Source organism: Longispora sp. NPDC051575 (genome assembly GCF_040681875.1).
In the GTDB taxonomy this organism is placed as follows: domain Bacteria; phylum Actinomycetota; class Actinomycetes; order Mycobacteriales; family Micromonosporaceae; genus Longispora.
This window is the reverse complement of record NZ_JBFAZP010000012.1, coordinates 259600-273761: the sequence shown is the minus strand read 5'-3', so window position 1 is coordinate 273761 and position 14162 is coordinate 259600. Positions and strand designations below refer to the sequence as shown.

The following is a 14162-nucleotide window of genomic DNA, read 5'->3' as shown; positions in this document are numbered from 1 at the left end:
CCGGGACGGCCCCGGCTCCCGGAGCCGTCCCGCGACGACGCCACGCCCCGGATGACCCTCGACCAGTGGCACCTCCAGGGCGCGCGGGGCAAGGGCGACGAGGGGCTGGACTCGGCCGTGCACCAGGCGATCCGGGCCTGCGCGGAGGAACTCGCGGCCGACGGCCCGGATGTGCTCGCGTCCTCAGTGGCCGGTGCGCTCGACAGTCTCGCCGCGGTGTTGCCCGCCGAGGACCCGCAGCGCTGGGTCGACCTGTTCGGGAACCACGCGCTCACCCTGGAAGACCTGCTGACCAGCCGGCTGATCGAGATCGTCGTGCACACCGACGACCTGGCGCACAGCCTCGGCCTGCCCACCCCGGAGTTCCCGGCGGAGGTCACGGAGACGGTGCTGCGCCGCCTGCTGCGGTACTCGACCGTGCGGAACGGGCCGGTGGCGGTGCTGCGGGCGCTGTCCCGGACGGAACGCGCCCCGGCCTCGGTGTCGGCCTACTGAGGACCCGGGCCGGTGGCGCTCAGCTTCGCGGCGGAGGTGACGGTGGGGTGACCTGCTGGGCTCCAGCCTTCAGAAGCAGGTCACAGCCCCACTCGTAGCCATATGAAGCTCTTGATCCGTGTTCTTGATCTAACGCCTTGGCCCGCTGAGAGTGGGGAGGCGAAGGCGGAGGTGCGTCCGCATACCGGTGTTGTATGCGGACGTGCCGACAACGCGCGCATCGCCGCTCTCAGCGGGCTCCCACCCACTAGGAGCCGTCGAAGTCGACCAGGGAGTAGGAGCGGAGCTTCTCCAGGCGGTGGTAGGAGTCGATCACGCGGGTCGTGCCCGACTTCGAGCGCATCACGATCGACTGGGTGTACGCCCCGCCGGCCTTGTAGCGCACGCCCTTGAGTAGGTCGCCCGTCGTCACCCCGGTCGCGCAGAAGAACATGTTGTCGCCGCTGACCAGGTCGTCGAGGGTCAGGACCCGGTCCAGGTCGTGGCCGGCGTCGATGGCCTTCTGGCGCTCGTCGTCGTCGCGGGGCCACAGCATGCCCTGCATCGCGCCGCCGAGGCACTTGAGCGCGACGGCCGCGATGATGCCCTCCGGGGTGCCGCCGATGCCGAGCAGCACGTCGACCTCGCTGCCCTCCCGCGCGGCGCTGATCGCACCGGCCACGTCACCGTCGGAGATGAACCGGATCCGGGCGCCGGTCGCGCGGACCTCCTCGACGAGCTTCTCGTGCCGGGGGCGGTCGAGGATGCACACCGTGACGTCCGACAGGCTGCCCTTCTTCGCCTTGGCGATCCGGCGCAGGTTCTCCGCGACGGGCGCGGTGATGTCGATGACGTCGGCCGCGTCCGGGCCCACCGCGATCTTGTCCATGTAGAAGACGGCCGACGGGTCGAACATCGCGCCCCGCTCGGTGACGGCCAGGACCGCGATGGAGTTGGGCATGCCCTTCGCCATCAGGGTGGTGCCGTCGACCGGGTCCACGGCGACATCGACCTCTGCGCCGGTCCCGTCGCCCACGTGCTCCCCGTTGAACAGCATCGGGGCGTTGTCCTTCTCGCCCTCGCCGATCACCACGATCCCGCGCATCGGCACCGAGTTGATCAGCAGCCGCATCGCGTCCACGGCGGCTCCGTCGCCGCCCTCCTTGTCGCCTCGTCCTACCCAACGGCCGGCGGCCATGGCGGCGGCCTCGGTCACGCGGACCAGGTCCAGGGCGAGGTTGCGGTCAAGCTCCTCGGTACGGCGGGCTCCGGACATCGGTGTCCTCCTCGTCGACGGGTGCAGCCGCGACACCACCAGGCGGGTACGCCGGGGCGGTGGAGCGGCCGAGCGATGCAGCCTGAATCTTTTCATGTTGCCCTGGTCGGGCCGTGACATGGGTCATCGGGGAGGATGTTGGCGTGAGCATCTTCAGTGGCGAGTCGGCCGCGCCGGCCAAGGAGGCCCGCAAGACGCGCGGCGCCAAGGACCTGGCGTACTCCATGCTGGCCCTGCTCATCCCGATCGTCCTGATGCTGGGGATCTGGCGGCTCCTGGGCGGGGAGTCCCCGACGACCGTCGATCCCGACCCGGTGGTGGCCGACGCCCGGGCGCGCGCCGCGTACCAGGTGTGGGCGCCCTCGGCGGTGCCGGCCGGCTGGCACGTGTCCACCGCCAAGGTCGCCCAGCAGGACGGACACCTGGTGCTCCGGATCGGGTACGCCGGGCCGGACGGGGAGTTCCTCCAGCTCACCGAGTCGGGCGCGCCGGTGGCGGGTGTCCTCGACGGTGCCGTCGGGGGCGCGACGGTCCAGGGCACGGCGGAGATCAACGGGCGGACGTGGAGCCTGTACACGGGCACGAAGGGCGTGCGCGCGCTCGTGCTCGCCGAGACCGGCCGGACGATCGTGTTCGCCGGCCAGGCCGCGGACGCGGTACTCGTCGAGTTCGCTACCTCGCTGAAGTAGCCGGTCAGTCCGTGGCGCGCCGGGCCGCGTCCAGCCGCTCCCGCGCGCCGTCCAGCCACTCCTGGCACACCGTCGCCAACTTCTCGCCCCGCTCCCACAGGGCGAGTGACTCCTCCAGGCTCGCCCCGCCGGCCTCCAACTGCTCCACGACCTGGGCGAGCTCGGCCCGGGCCTCCTCGTAGCTGGGCTTCGCTGTCATTTCTCCACCTTCGCGGCCAGTTCGCCTTCGTTGAGTCTGATCCGGAGCCGGTCGCCGGCCCCCACCTCGTCGGGTGCGCGCACGACGTGGCCGTCGGCGCGCTGGACGATCGCGTACCCCCGCTGCAGGGTCGCCGCCGGGGACAACGCCCGCAGCCGGGCCAGGGTGTGGCCCAGCTCGTTGCGCGCGCCCTCGATCCGGTGCGCCAGCACCCGGGCGGCCCGGGTCCGCAGCCCGTCGACGTCGGACTGCCGGGCGTCCACGATCACCTCGGGCCGGGCCAGGACCGGCCGGGACCGCAGCGCCGTGATCCGGTGCTGCTCGCGTTCGAGCATGGTGCCGATGCCCCGGTCCAGCCGGGTCCGGGCGATGGCCAGGCCGCGCAGCTCCTCGGTGAGGTCCGGGACCACCCGCTTCGCCGCGTCGGTCGGGGTCGCCGCGCGCACGTCGGCCACGAAGTCCACCAGCGGGGTGTCCGGCTCGTGGCCGATCGCGGAGATCACGGGGGTACGGCACGCGAACACCGCCCGGCACAGCGCCTCGTCGGAGAACGGCAACAGGTCCTCGACGCTGCCGCCGCCCCGGGCCAGGATGATCACGTCCACGGTCGGGTCGTCGTCCAGGGTCTTGAGCGCCGCGATGATCGCCGGCACGGCGCTGCCGCCCTGCACCGGAGTGTTGATCGTGGTGAACTCCACGGCCGGCCAGCGCCGCTCGGCGACCATGTGCACGTCGCGCTCCGCCGCGCTGGCCCGCCCGGTGATCAGGCCGACCCGGTTCGGCAGGAACGGCAGCCGCCGCTTGCGGGCCCGGTCGAACAGGCCCTCGGCCGCCAGCAGCTTCTTCAGCTTCTCCAGCCGGGCCAGCAGCTCGCCCAGGCCGACCTGGCGCATCTCGTCGGCCGCGAGGGAGAACGTGCCCCGGGCGGCGTAGAAGTTGGGCTTCGCGTGCACGATCACCCGCGCGCCCTCGGTGAGAGGTGGGTCACACGCGTCGAGAACGGCCCGGCGCACGGTCACCTGGAGGCTGATGTCGGCGGACGGGTCGCGCAGGGTGAGGAACGCCATCCCCTGACCCGGGCGGCGGGAGAGCTGGGCCACCTCGCCATCCACCCACACCGCACCCAACCGGGCGATCCACTCCGCGACCTTGCTGCTGACCACCCGGACCGGCCAGGGTTCCTCCGGGCTGCTCCTGGGCGTGGTCACGCGGTCTCGTTACGCTCGATGGCAGGGCGGCCGTCGATGCCCTCGCTGCGTCCGGTCATGGAGCAAGCCTACGATGGGGAGGTGTCCGATCCTGTGAAGCGTGTCCTGCTCGCCAAGCCCCGTGGTTACTGCGCCGGGGTGGACCGTGCCGTGGAGACCGTCAAGGAGGCCCTCGCTCTGTACGGGGCGCCGATCTACGTGCGCAAGGAAATCGTACACAACCGACATGTCGTGCAGACCTTGCAGGACCAGGGTGCCATCTTCGTCGAGGAGAACGAGGAGGTCCCCGAGGGCGCGACGGTCATCTTCTCCGCCCACGGCGTGGCCCCCGTCGTCTACGAGGAGGCCCGGCAGCGCAACCTCCGCGCCATCGACGCCACCTGCCCCCTCGTGACCAAGGTGCACAACGAGGCCAAGCGCTTCGCCTCCGAGGGGTACGACATCGTGCTCATCGGCCACGAGGGCCACGAAGAGGTCATCGGCACCATGGGCGAGGCCCCCGCCAGCATCCAGCTGGTCGACGGCCCGTCCGGGGTCGACGCCGTCGAGGTCCGCGACCCGGCCCGCGTCGTCTGGCTGTCCCAGACCACCCTGTCGGTGGACGAGACCATGGCGACCGTGGCCAAGCTGCGCACCAAGCTGCCGCTGCTCGTCTCCCCGCCGTCGGACGACATCTGCTACGCCACCCAGAACCGCCAACTCGCCGTCAAGGAACTGGCCCCCGAGTGCGACGTCGTGATCGTCGTCGGCTCGACCAACTCGTCGAACTCCGTCCGGCTCGTCGAGGTCGCCGTGGACGCGGGCGCCCGCGCCGGCCACCTGGTCGACTACGCGCACGAGATCCGCGAGGAATGGCTGGAGGGCGCGACCACGGTCGGCCTGACCTCCGGCGCGTCCGTGCCCGACGAACTGGTCATGGACGTGCTGAAGTTCCTGGCCGACCGTGGGTTCGCGGATGTCACCGAGTTCGACACCGCCGAGGAGCACCTGACGTTCTCGTTGCCGCAGGAGCTCAAGCGGGACATGAAGGCCGCGGGCCGTTAGTCGTTCGCGTTGTCGTCGCCGCCCGAGTCCCCGAAGCAGTCGACGCAGTCGGGGTCCGGCGGGAAGTCGATGCCCTCGACGCCCCCGCCCCCTTGCACGCGCGGGTCATTCACGCTGATGTGCGCGCCTGTGTTGTAGTCCACGCAGTCGAGCCTGATGTTTCCCTGCACGACGAGACACACAGCCGTGGTGCCGGGTTTGGGGGTGAACCCGGTGGCGAAGGCGCCGCTCGGGGTGAAGGCGAACGGCTGACCGTAGGCGTACTGCGGGTTGTAGCCCACGAGGGCGAAGACCTCGTTCGGCCGGGGTGTGACGCACGGTGTGGCGGTGCCGGACCAGTACGTGGTCAGCGACCCTGTCGAGGTCGTACCTGCCGGGCACTCGAGCCATCGGGGGGAGTTGGTGACCGGGTGGTCGGTCACCGCGTGCGCCGGGGTCGTCAGGCTCATCGCGAGTAGCAGGCCGGAGGCGACCGCTCCCAGGGTCCGTAGTTGCGCTTTCACTGCTGCTGTTCCTCCTGAATGACCCTCGGCTGGGCACCCTGCGCGCCCAACACGAGACCGAGCTGGAATCTGTTCTGTACGCCGTACCGGCTCATCAGGTCGCTCAGCGTGTAGGCGATGGTCCGCACGCTGAGGCCGAGTTCGGCCGCCGTGGCCGCGTCGGTCATGCCGCTGGCCAGCAGCGCGACGATGGCCCGTTCGCGGGTCGTGAGGGGTAGGTCCGCTGTCAAGGGTCGCTCCGGAGCCTGAGCCCTGCTCCAGTACTGGAGGAAGAGCCCGACCAGCTGGTCCACGACTGCGGGCGCGGTCACCTCGAACGCGCCCTTGTTCTGGTGGGCTGGGTCGAAGGGAAGGATCGCGGTGCGGCGATCCATGATGATGATCCGGGTGGGTAGCTGCGGAAGTTCGCGGTACTTTCTGCCGAGTGCCGTCATCACGTCGGCATGGGGCCGCGACGCGTCGCCCACCCCGGCCGGGACCCCGATCGACAGGAGCTTCACGCCCCGCTCGGCGATGGCCTTGCCCACGTGCGCGCCGGCCTTGATCGCGGCCGCCGAGATCACCGGCTCCGGATTGAGGGTCATCTGCTCCGTGCGCACGGTGGGGGCGAGTTCGGCGATCCGGGCCCGGACCCGGAGAACGCCGCTCAACGGTCGGACCGCGTCGTTCGCGTCCAGGTCGGCGTGGTGGGTGATGCTGGCCAGGTCGAGCCCACACAGCCGCTGCCGGAGCAGGTGCCTGGCCCGGACGGCCTCCACCTGGCGCTCGTGCAATGACGTCACCACCGCGTCGGGCTGGCGGCCGCGCCAGATCCGTACCGGGCCGGTGGGCGTTGCCGCCTGCTCGGGGCGGGCCGCGCCGACGGAGTTCAGTTCGTCGAGGGCGGTCCGGACCTTCCTGGCCGGCAGGCCCAGAGATCTGCTGAGTACTCCGATCACGCTCGGTCCACATTCGGTCAGGGTGCGAAACACCAGGTCTGCGGTGGGCGAAACGCCCCACCGGGTGAGTGGTGGCACTGCGGTCCGTGGCGTGACCAGCCGATTCAGATCCCCCATGGGGTTGAATCTTGCCGGCGGCCCGCCACATAGGCAACGTCCTTTCGGTTGGCTGCCCGTCGCCCCCCGTTACAACTTGGCGACGGGCTGCCTTCCGGGGAACAGCACACCAGCCGGGAGCTCCCAGGTCAGGGGGCGGTCCGATTTGTCGGCCGAGATTGCAGGATTCTGCAACGCCGAGCGCGTCGGGGCCCGCAGCCCGAAAATCACTTGCCGATCCGGCGGGTACCGGGCACTGTTGCCGTGGGTCCTGTTGTCGACCGATCGGAGTGGCCCGTTGATCCTGTAATCCGCCGGATGCGCTGAGCCGTTGGTGCTCGCCCCGTTGTCGGATTAGAGGTCTCTTTTCTCAGCCTCTGGCGCATCCATGCCGTCTGTCCCTTTCTGGTACCGGTGCGCGGAGGTTCCCCTTGTTAAAAGCCATCTCTCTCAGCAAGTCCTTCGACGGTGAGCCCCTGTTCGCCGATCTGAACCTGACCCTCGGCCGGGGCGACCGGGTCGGTGTCGTCGGCCCGAACGGCGCGGGGAAGTCCACACTGCTCCGGCTCCTGACCGGGGCGGAACGGCCGACGACCGGTCACGTGGAGTACTCGCCGGGGCTGCGGCTCGGCTACTTCGCCCAGCAGGTACCCGATGCGGGGGTGCAGGTCGGTGCCTTTCTGCGCGGCGACCTCGGCGAGCTGGCGGCGGAACTCGACCGGCACGCGCGGGCCCAGGACATGGCCGGCTACGGCGAGGCCCTGGAACGCTGGGAGGCGCTGGACGGCTGGGGCTTCGAGGCCCGGCTGACCGACGTCCGCCAGCGGCTCGGCATCGACCACCTGCCCGACGACCGGCCGCTCGGGCGGGTCAGCGGCGGGGAGCAGGCCCGGCTGATGCTGGCCGGCGTGCTGCTCGGGGAGCCCGACCTGCTGGTCCTCGACGAGCCGACGAACCATCTCGACGCGGCCGGCGCGGCGTGGCTGGGGGAGTTCCTCGCGGGGTTCGGCGGCGGGGTGCTCGTGATCAGCCACGACCGGGCGTTCCTCGACGCGTTCGCCAACCGGGTCTACGAGCTCGACGGCATCCACGAGGAACTCCAGGTGTACGAGGGCGGCTACACCGCCTACCGCGCCGAGAAGGCCCGGCGCTGGCAGCGGCTGCTGCTCGACTACGAGGCGCAGGAGAAGTACCGGGTCAAGCTGGAGGAGGAGATCGCGAAGATGAAGGAGAAGTCCCTCGCCAACGAGATCGCCAACCCCAGGGCCCCGCACAAGCGGCGGATCGCCCGGATGGTGGCCCGCAAGGCCGTCGTCCGGCAGCGCCGCCTGACCCGGCAGCTCACGTCGGCCCGGTGGATCGCCGAGCCGTCGACCCGGCCGGCGCTGACCCTGGCCTTCCCCGCGTCGGAGCGTCCCGAGCTGCGCGCCCGGGACCTCGGGGCCCCGGGCCTGTTCGAGGGCCTGGACCTCGTGCTGGAACCCGGCGACCGGCTCCTGGTCACCGGCCCGAACGGGGCGGGCAAGACCACGCTGCTCCGGCAGTTGGAGTCCGACGGGGCCATGCTGCTGCCGCAGGTGCACGACGAGCTGCGGACCGACGTGACCGTGCTCGACTACTTCCGGGCGCACGTGCCGGTGTACGTGGACGAGGCGGAGGAGCTACTCACCGGGTACCTGTTCGGGCCGGACGAGTGGGGGGCGGCGCTGCGGACCCTGTCGGCGGGGGAGCTGCGCCGGCTGTTGTTGGCCGTCATGGTGAACACGCCGGGGCGGGTGCTGCTGCTCGACGAGCCGACGAACTACCTCGACTTCGACATGCTGGACGTGGTCGAGGAGGCGCTGCGGGCGTTCGAGGGGACGTTGGTGCTGGTCACGCACGACGCGTACTTCGCCGAGGCCGTCGGGGTGAACCGGCGGCTGGAGCTGGGGGCGGGGCGGGCGGTTCTGGTGTGACCGGCGCGCCCCGGGCGTCGGAGCGGGCCGGCAGCCCCGTCAGGCTGCCGTGACCCGCGCCGGGCGGTCGCCACGACCTGAGCCGGCGACGGGCACCCGCCCGGCGGCAGGCACCCGCCCGGCGGCGGGCCCGCCCGGTGGCTCAGCGTTCCGCGCGCCGCTCCAGCGGGATCAGGTGCTCGCTCTCGCTGGCCACCAGCTCCGGCGACTGCAACTGGCGCGGCGTCGACTCCACCTGCCCCGGGGTCTCCAGCACATCGCCGGAGACCCCGAGGTCGGCCAGCTTCCGCGCGCTGACCAGCACCCGGGACTCCAACGAACCGACCGCCTTGTTGTACGCCGTCACCGCCCCGCCCAGCGACGCCCCCAGCTTCCCCAGGTGGCTGCCCATCGTGGCCAGCCGGCTGTAGAGCTCCTTGGCGACCCGGTGCACGTGCATCGCGTTCGCGGCGAGCGCCTCCTGCCGCCAGGCGTACGCGATCGTGCGCAGGAGCGCCACCAGCGTCGCGGGGGTGGCCAGCACGATGTTGCGGGCGAACGCGTGCTCCAGCAGCACCGGGTCGTGCTGCAACGCGGCGTCCAGGAACGCGTCGGCGGGCACGAACAGCACCACGAACTCGGGCGAGTTGTCGAACGCCGACCAGTACTCCTTCGCGGCCAGGGAATCCACGTGCGCGCGGAGCTGGCGGGCGTGCTGGGACAGGTGCCCGGCGCGTTCGGCGTCGTCGCGGGACTCCATCGCGGACAGGTACCCGCTGAACGGGACCTTCGCGTCCACGACCACCTGCTTGTCGCCGGCGAGCCGGACCACCATGTCGGGCCGCTGACCGGAGCCCGTCGTCACCTGCTCGGAGAAGTCGCAGTGCTCCAGCAGCCCGGCCGCCTCCACGATCCGGCGCAGCTGGTGCTCGCCCCACCGGCCCCGGACCTGCGGCGCCCGGAGCGCGGCCACCAGCTGGCTGGTCTCGGTGCGCAGCTGGTCGGACACGATGGCCATGTGGCCCACCTGGGTGCGCAGCTGCGCGTACGCGTCGAGGCGGTCGTGTTCGAGCTCGGCGACCCGCTGCTCGTACCGCGCCAGGCTCTCCCGCAGCGGGTCCACGATGTGGGCGAAGCTCTCCCGCTGGGCGCGCGCCGCGTCGGCCGTCAGGGACCGCAGCGACTGTTCGAGCCGGCCCTCGCCGTCCCGGGCGGCGGCGAGCCGGCCGGTCTCGGCGGCGGCCCGGGCCCGCGCGGCGAACCAGCCCAACGCGACACCGATGGCGAGACCCAGCAGAAGCAGCACAATCTCCATTCACCGAGGATGCACCATGTCTCGGGTACCTTCGAGGAGTGGGACTTCTTATTGCGGTGGTGTTGCTCGCGGTGATCGTGGGGGGCTTCGTGTGGATCTTCGGGAAGCGGAAGAAACAGCAGCTCGCGGATGCCCGCGAGGAGGCCCAGCGCTGGTATGAGCGGCTGGGCGGCCAGGTCATGAACCTGAGCGGTACGGACGACCCGACCCGTCAGGCCCTGCTCGACGCCAACGAGCGCTACAACGCGTCCGGCAGCCAGCTGTCCCGGGCCGACTCGGTCCGCCAGTACGAGCTGGCCGGGGACACCGCGCTGGAGGGCCTGATGTACGTGCGCGCGGCCCGGATCGGCCTGGGCTACGACCCCGGCCCCGAGCTGCCGCAGCTCTCCAGCCAGCGGCGCACCGGCGTGATCACCAAGGAGCGCGAGGTCGACGTCGCGGGCGAGAAGCTGCGCGCCGGCCCGCAGTACGGCCAGCAGACCCCCTACTACTACCCGGGCGGCATGGTCAACGGCCGCCCCGCCCCCGGCGGGTGGTACTCGACCCCGTGGTGGAAGACCGCCCTCGTGGCCGGTGCGGGCACCCTCGGCACCATCCTGATCATGGACGCGCTGTTCAGCCCGGCGTTCGCGGACCCGGGCTACAGCGCCTACGGGGACGGCTACCAGGACGGGCTCGACGCCGGCCAGGACCAGGGCAGCTTCTCCGACGCGGGCGGCGGCCAGGACGTCGGCACGTGGTCGGACTCCGGCGGCGGTGGCGACTGGGGCGGTGGCGGCGACTGGGGCGGCGGGGGCGACTTCGGCGGCGGCGGGGACTTCTAGCCCCGCCTGGGACCAGATGGCGCGAGGCCAGGAGAGACAACTCTCCTGGCCTCGCGCCGTACGTGACCCCTACACCAGGGAATCCGCCCACTGGGTGTGCAGCGTCGCGTACCGGCCACCGTCGGAGATCAGCTCCGCCGGCGACCCGTCCTCCACGATCCGCCCCGCCTCCAGCACCAGTACCCGGTCGGCGATCTCCACCGTCGACAGCCGGTGCGCGATCACGATCGCCGTGCGGTCCGCGAGGATGGTGCGCAGTGCCCGCTGGACGGCCCGCTCGCTGGGGATGTCCAGCGAACTCGTCGCCTCGTCGAGGATCAGCACCGCCGGGTCGGCGAGGAACGCGCGCGCGAACGCGACGAGCTGCCGCTGCCCCGCCGACAGCCGGCCACCCCGCTTGCGGATCTGGGTGTCGTACCCGTCGGGCATGTTCCGGATGAACGCGTCCGCGCCGATCGCCGCGGCCGCCGCCTCGATCTCCGCCCGGGTCGCGTCCGGTTTGCCGAAGGCGATGTTGTCGGCGATCGACCCGGTGAACAGGAAGTTCTCCTGGGTCACCATCACCACCGCCCGGCGCAGGTCCTCCGTGCCGAGCTGGCGCATGTCCACGCCGTCGAGGGTGAGCGTGCCGCCGGTCGGGTCGTAGAACCGGGACACCAGCTTGGCGATCGTGGTCTTGCCGGCCCCGGTCGCGCCCACCACGGCCACGGTCTGGCCGGCCGGGATGTCCAGTTCGAGGCGGTGCAGCACCGGGCGGTCGGGGCGGTAGGAGAACTCGACCTTCGAGAACCGCAGCGCGCCGTGCGCCTCGGGCAGCGCCGTCGGCTCGGCGGGGTCGGGGACGCCGGCCTTCTCGTCGAGGACCCCGGAGAGCTTCTCCAGGGCCGCCGTCGCCGACTGGAGCGAGTTGTAGAACTGGGCCAGTTCCTGCATCGGCTGGAAGAACCTGCGCAGGTAGAGCAGGAACGCGGCGAGCACCCCGACGTCGGCCTGGCCGTGCAGCACCCGGTAGCCGCCGTAGGTGAGCACCACGGCCGTGGTCACGTTGCCGATCAGCTGGATGCCGGGCGAGTAGATCGCGATCAGCCGGAACGCCTTCTGGCTGGTCTCCCGGTACTCCTCGTTCACCACGTCGAAGATCTGCTGGTTACGGGGTTCGCGCCGGAACGCCTGCACCGCGCGGATCCCGCCCATCGACTCCACGAAGTGGACGATGACCAGGGCGATCTTCTCCCGGGTCCGCCGGTACGCCTTCACGGACTGGCGCTGGAACCACGCGGACAGCAGCACCAGGAACGGGAACGAACCGAGCGTGGCCAGGGCCAGCGGCCAGTCCATCCAGATCAGGATGCCGGCGACGCTGACCACGGACAGCACCGCGAGCACCAGGTCGTCGATGCCGCCGGACACCAGCTCGGAGATCGAGTCGACGTCGCTGGTGGACCGGGCGATGACCCGACCCGACGTGTACTTCTCGTGGAAGCCGACCGACAGCCGCTGGAAGTGCTTGTACACCCTGCGGCGCAGGTCGAACACGATCGACTGGCCGATCTTGCCGGACAGGAACAGGAAGCCGCGCTTCGTCGCGTACTCCAGGACCACGGCGACCGCGAACGCCACCCCGACCATGATCACCGCCCGGGGTCCCTCGCCCCGGACCAGCGGCGGGATGCCGTTGTCGATCCCGACCTTCACCAGGTACGGCCCGGCCATGCCCGCGAAGTTCTGCACGAGCAGCAGCACGACCGCGAACCCGATCATCCTGCGGTGCGGGCGGATCAGCGAGCGCAGCAGCACCTTGCTCCGGGCGCGGAGTTTGCGGACCGACTCGCGGTCGGTGCTCTCGGCGGCGGTGCGTTCCGCGTCCTCCTCGGCGGCGACCCCGCGCCACTGGGTGACATCGACCGTCATCGCACACTCTCCGTCTCGTCCGCGGTGGAGGCCAGCACGGCCCGGTACTCCGGGAGCGTCGCCAGCAGCTCCGAGTGGGTGCCGACGGCGACGATCCGGCCCTCGGCGAGCAGCGCGACCCGGTCCGCGAGGGCCACGGTCGACGGCCGGTGCACGACCAGGAGCGCCGTCGTGCCGGTGAGCACCTGGCGGAGCGCGTCCTCGACCAGGGCCTCGGTGTGCACGTCCAGGGCCGACAGCGGGTCGTCGAGCACGAGCACCCGGGGCCGGCCGAGGACGGCGCGGGCCAGGGCGAGCCGTTGGCGCTGGCCGCCCGACAGGGACAGGCCCTGCTCGCCGACCCGGGTCGCCAGGCCCCAGGGCAGGTCGTACACGAACTCGGCCTGCGCGACCCGGAGCGCCTCGGCCACGTCCTCGTCGCTGGCGTCGGGCACGCCCAGGGTCACGTTCTCCCGGACGCTCATCGAGAACAGGGTCGGCTCCTCGAACGCCATCGACACCGACCGGCGCAGCGAGTCCAGCGTCAGGTCCCGGATGTCCGTGCCGTCGAGGGTGATCCGCCCGGCGGACACGTCGTACAGCCGGGCGACCAGGGAGACCAGGGTCGTCTTGCCCGAGCCGGTCAGCCCGACCAGGGCCACCGTCTCGCCGGGCCGGACGTCGAGGTCCACGCCGCGCAGCACCTGCTGCTCGCTGCCCGGGTACCCGAAGCGGACGTCCTCGAAGCGCAGGTGGCCGGTGACCTCGGCGGGGTCGGTCTCGCGGGCGTCGGGGCGGTCCACCACGGTCGCCTCCGTGTCGAACACGTCGTAGAGCCGGTCGGCGGCGGTCATCGCCTCCTGGCCGTTCGCGATGATCCAGCCCATCGTCTCGATCGGCCACACCAGCATGAGCTGCAGGGACACGAACGCGACCAGGGCGCCGATCGTGATCTGGCCGGCGGAGACCGCGTACACCCCGGCGACGAGGACCACGCCCAGCGTCACCCCGGACACCGAGTCGAAGGTGGGCGAGAACCGCGACAGCATCCTGGCCCGGTCGATGGCCGTGTCCCGCAGCGTGCCGGAGGCCTTGTCGAACCGGTCGGCCATGAACTTGTGTCGGCCGAAGGACTTGATCGCCCGGATGCCGACCGCCGACTCCTCGACGAGGGTGGCCAGGTCGCCGCCCTGGTCCTGGACCTTGCGGGACATCGTGATGTAGGTCCGGCTGAAGCGCTTGCTGGTCAGGAACAGCGGGATCGCGGACAGGGCGACGACGATGCCCAGCGGCCAGTACAACTGGAGGAGCAGCACGGCCACGGTCGCGAACGTGACGGTGTTGACCACGAGGAAGATGATCCCGAAGCCGAGGAACCGCCGGATGATCCCCAGATCGCTGGTCGCCCGGGACAACAGCTGTCCCGACTGCCACTGGTCGTGGAAGGAGACCGGCAGCCGTTGCAGGTGCCGGTAGAGGTCCGAGCGGATCGCGGCCTCGATCCGCAGGGTCACGCCGGACTGGGTCCACCGGCGGATCAGGATCAGCGCGGACTCCACCAGGCCGAAGACCAGGGCCAGCAGCCCCAGCCAGAGCAGGCCCTCGGAGTCGCCGTGCCGGATCGGGCCGTCGACCACCTTCCGGACCAGCAACGGGACCATGATGCTGATCCCGACGGCGACCACCGCGGCGAACACCATGAGCGACATGATCGGGATGTACGGCCCGACATACTGCCGGAGACGCCAGAGACTGTGTAAGGAGCGGACTGG

General features: G+C 71.3%; 12 protein-coding genes and 1 pseudogene. 5 read left to right on the top strand and 8 right to left on the bottom strand.

What is annotated here, in order from left to right:
* Nucleotides 1–48: 48 nt before the first annotated feature.
* Nucleotides 49–495: pseudogene (locus tag AB0M43_RS33935) on the top strand (maleylpyruvate isomerase N-terminal domain-containing protein); the annotation flags it as partial.
* Nucleotides 496–742: 247 nt separating this feature from the next.
* Here the strand turns inward: AB0M43_RS33935 and glpX are convergent.
* Nucleotides 743–1750 (bottom strand): class II fructose-bisphosphatase, encoded by a 1008-nt coding sequence (gene glpX / locus AB0M43_RS33930; RefSeq protein ID WP_363730508.1) that lies wholly within the window; start codon nt 1748–1750, stop codon nt 743–745.
* A gap of 143 nt (nt 1751–1893) precedes the next feature.
* Between glpX and AB0M43_RS33925 the strand changes: the two genes are divergently transcribed.
* The gene (locus AB0M43_RS33925) at nt 1894–2439 is read left to right on the top strand and encodes a DUF4245 domain-containing protein (protein WP_363730505.1); all 546 of its coding nucleotides are present in this window, start codon (nt 1894–1896) and stop codon (nt 2437–2439) included.
* A 4-nt stretch (nt 2440–2443) separates the two neighbouring features.
* Here the strand turns inward: AB0M43_RS33925 and AB0M43_RS33920 are convergent, their stop codons facing one another.
* Together AB0M43_RS33920 and xseA are read right to left on the bottom strand one after the other, a co-directional pair.
* A complete protein-coding gene (locus AB0M43_RS33920) occupies nt 2444–2638 on the bottom strand; it encodes an exodeoxyribonuclease VII small subunit (protein WP_363730503.1) in 195 nt (64 codons plus the stop codon).
* Nucleotides 2635–3846: an exodeoxyribonuclease VII large subunit gene (gene xseA, locus AB0M43_RS33915; protein WP_363730501.1), complete on the bottom strand. Its 1212-nt coding sequence runs from the start codon at nt 3844–3846 to the stop codon at nt 2635–2637. Before xseA ends, AB0M43_RS33920 begins: the two co-directional genes overlap by 4 nt.
* 36 nt (nt 3847–3882) lie before the next feature.
* Between xseA and AB0M43_RS33910 the strand changes: the two genes are divergently transcribed.
* Nucleotides 3883–4890 carry a 4-hydroxy-3-methylbut-2-enyl diphosphate reductase gene (locus tag AB0M43_RS33910; RefSeq protein WP_363730500.1) on the top strand — a complete coding sequence of 336 codons (1008 nt, stop codon included), beginning with the start codon at nt 3883–3885 and terminating at the stop codon, nt 4888–4890.
* Here the strand turns inward: AB0M43_RS33910 and AB0M43_RS33905 are convergent.
* Nucleotides 4887–5393 (bottom strand): hypothetical protein, encoded by a 507-nt coding sequence (locus AB0M43_RS33905; protein WP_363730498.1) that lies wholly within the window; start codon nt 5391–5393, stop codon nt 4887–4889. The two genes, AB0M43_RS33910 and AB0M43_RS33905, sit on opposite strands and share 4 nt — an antisense overlap.
* On the bottom strand, nt 5390–6331 hold the full coding sequence (locus AB0M43_RS33900; protein WP_363730495.1) for a helix-turn-helix transcriptional regulator: 942 nt from the start codon (nt 6329–6331) through the stop codon (nt 5390–5392). The genes AB0M43_RS33905 and AB0M43_RS33900 overlap by 4 nt, the downstream gene beginning before the upstream one ends.
* A gap of 527 nt (nt 6332–6858) precedes the next feature.
* On the opposite strand from AB0M43_RS33900, the gene AB0M43_RS33895 reads away from it, so the two are divergent.
* Entirely contained in the window at nt 6859–8382 is a 1524-nt protein-coding gene (locus AB0M43_RS33895) for an ABC-F family ATP-binding cassette domain-containing protein (protein WP_363730492.1), read from the top strand.
* 142 nt (nt 8383–8524) lie between these two features.
* On the opposite strand, the gene AB0M43_RS33890 is transcribed toward AB0M43_RS33895, so the two are convergent.
* A complete protein-coding gene (locus AB0M43_RS33890) occupies nt 8525–9676 on the bottom strand; it encodes a DNA recombination protein RmuC (RefSeq protein WP_363730490.1) in 1152 nt (383 codons plus the stop codon).
* A gap of 38 nt (nt 9677–9714) precedes the next feature.
* Between AB0M43_RS33890 and AB0M43_RS33885 the strand changes: the two genes are divergently transcribed.
* A complete protein-coding gene (locus tag AB0M43_RS33885) occupies nt 9715–10500 on the top strand; it encodes a hypothetical protein (RefSeq protein WP_363730487.1) in 786 nt (261 codons plus the stop codon).
* A 69-nt stretch (nt 10501–10569) separates the two neighbouring features.
* Here the strand turns inward: AB0M43_RS33885 and AB0M43_RS33880 are convergent, their stop codons facing one another.
* Nucleotides 10570–12411, bottom strand: coding sequence for an ABC transporter ATP-binding protein (locus tag AB0M43_RS33880; protein ID WP_363730485.1), 1842 nt, complete (start codon nt 12409–12411; stop codon nt 10570–10572).
* Nucleotides 12408–14099: an ABC transporter ATP-binding protein gene (locus AB0M43_RS33875; RefSeq protein ID WP_363730483.1), complete on the bottom strand. Its 1692-nt coding sequence runs from the start codon at nt 14097–14099 to the stop codon at nt 12408–12410. Before AB0M43_RS33875 ends, AB0M43_RS33880 begins: the two co-directional genes overlap by 4 nt.
* Nucleotides 14100–14162: the final 63 nt, after the last annotated feature.

What these genes read in the sequence shown, in the direction of transcription:
- glpX (WP_363730508.1), bottom strand. Translation starts at nt 1,750, where the DNA reads ATGTCCGGAGCCCGCCGTACCGAGGAGCTTGACCGCAACCTCGCCCTG.
- AB0M43_RS33890 (WP_363730490.1), bottom strand. Translation starts at nt 9,676, where the DNA reads ATGGAGATTGTGCTGCTTCTGCTGGGTCTCGCCATCGGTGTCGCGTTG.
- AB0M43_RS33880 (WP_363730485.1), bottom strand. Translation starts at nt 12,411, where the DNA reads ATGACGGTCGATGTCACCCAGTGGCGCGGGGTCGCCGCCGAGGAGGAC.
- AB0M43_RS33920 (WP_363730503.1), bottom strand. Translation starts at nt 2,638, where the DNA reads ATGACAGCGAAGCCCAGCTACGAGGAGGCCCGGGCCGAGCTCGCCCAG.
- AB0M43_RS33875 (WP_363730483.1), bottom strand. Translation starts at nt 14,099, where the DNA reads ATGTCGCTCATGGTGTTCGCCGCGGTGGTCGCCGTCGGGATCAGCATC.
- AB0M43_RS33910 (WP_363730500.1), top strand. Translation starts at nt 3,883, where the DNA reads ATGCCCTCGCTGCGTCCGGTCATGGAGCAAGCCTACGATGGGGAGGTG.